General features: G+C 46.7%; 2 protein-coding genes and 1 pseudogene. All 3 read right to left on the bottom strand.

The features are described 5' to 3' along the window. Window positions 1–341, bottom strand: a pseudogene (locus tag LEP1GSC047_RS21680) (hypothetical protein); the annotation flags it as partial. A gap of 7 nt (window positions 342–348) precedes the next feature. Further along, window positions 349–507: a hypothetical protein gene (locus LEP1GSC047_RS21675; RefSeq protein ID WP_155825682.1), complete on the bottom strand. Its 159-nt coding sequence runs from the start codon at window positions 505–507 to the stop codon at window positions 349–351. Window positions 508–637: 130 nt separating this feature from the next. Beyond that, a partial coding sequence (locus LEP1GSC047_RS13065) for a hypothetical protein (protein ID WP_039935000.1) occupies window positions 638–831 on the bottom strand: 194 nt, incomplete at its 5' end.

The following is an 831-nucleotide window of genomic DNA, read 5'->3' as shown; positions in this document are numbered from 1 at the left end:
TTAACACCATTCTTAAATCCGTAGCCGATCTTCGCATTCCATCCGTTTCTCTGCGAGTATCCGACTCCGCCCTGGATTCCGGTTGTCTGTCCCGGAATCCCATAGTTAATTCCTGCACTGTATCCATTTGCATAACTGTATCCGAAGTTCACTCCAAATCCGGTGGACCTCATTGTAGAGGTAAGAGCTGCACTTCCAAGTGCTGCTCCTGCTCCAACCACTCCTCCCTCGTAAGCTCCCCGAGCTGTCTTGTAAGCTACTAAACCACTAAAACATCCTGGGGATGCAGGGTTTGGAATTGCCGTGCAAGCCGCCAAGCCTGTCGTTATGATCGCATCCATTACTTGGTCATTTCTTATATAAGTAATTCGCGTTTCTTGAATATACCCTGTGTTCTTCGCTCATGTATTTTTCTCGGTTATCGGCGAGTTCTTCATACCCTGCTGCTATCGATCTATTCAAGTCGCTATGATCCGTCTTGAAAGTCCCGAAGTCTAACATCCCCATACTAACGACTTTCGTCTTGAAGGAAAGTTACGTTGATTAACATTCCTCCCGCTTCATTCACAGATCTCCTAGAAACAAGTTAAAGTCCACCATTCCGGTGATCGAATATAGAGCACTCGATTTGCCTTATTCAATAATCTCCTGTTTCCTTCATTGCCTCATGAGTTCCATCCCAGTTTCCGCTAAAGCTTGCACCTATCCCTCTCACAATCGCCTGGCTAAAGCTCGCAATCGCCTGCACTCCATTCTGGATAAAATCTCCCCAGTCCTCCGAGAATCGCTGTCGCCTGGCCGTAAATCTTCCCATTCCGGATTTCTTTCTAT

Source organism: Leptospira inadai serovar Lyme str. 10, assembly GCF_000243675.2.
GTDB lineage: Bacteria > Spirochaetota > Leptospiria > Leptospirales > Leptospiraceae > Leptospira_B > Leptospira_B inadai.
Note: the sequence above shows the minus strand (reverse complement) of the source record. Positions and strands in the feature narration are given on the sequence as shown.

Bases quoted from the DNA above. Each gene is read 5' to 3' on its own strand.
- LEP1GSC047_RS21675 (WP_155825682.1), bottom strand. From the start codon at position 507: ATGGGGATGTTAGACTTCGGGACTTTCAAGACGGATCATAGCGACTTG.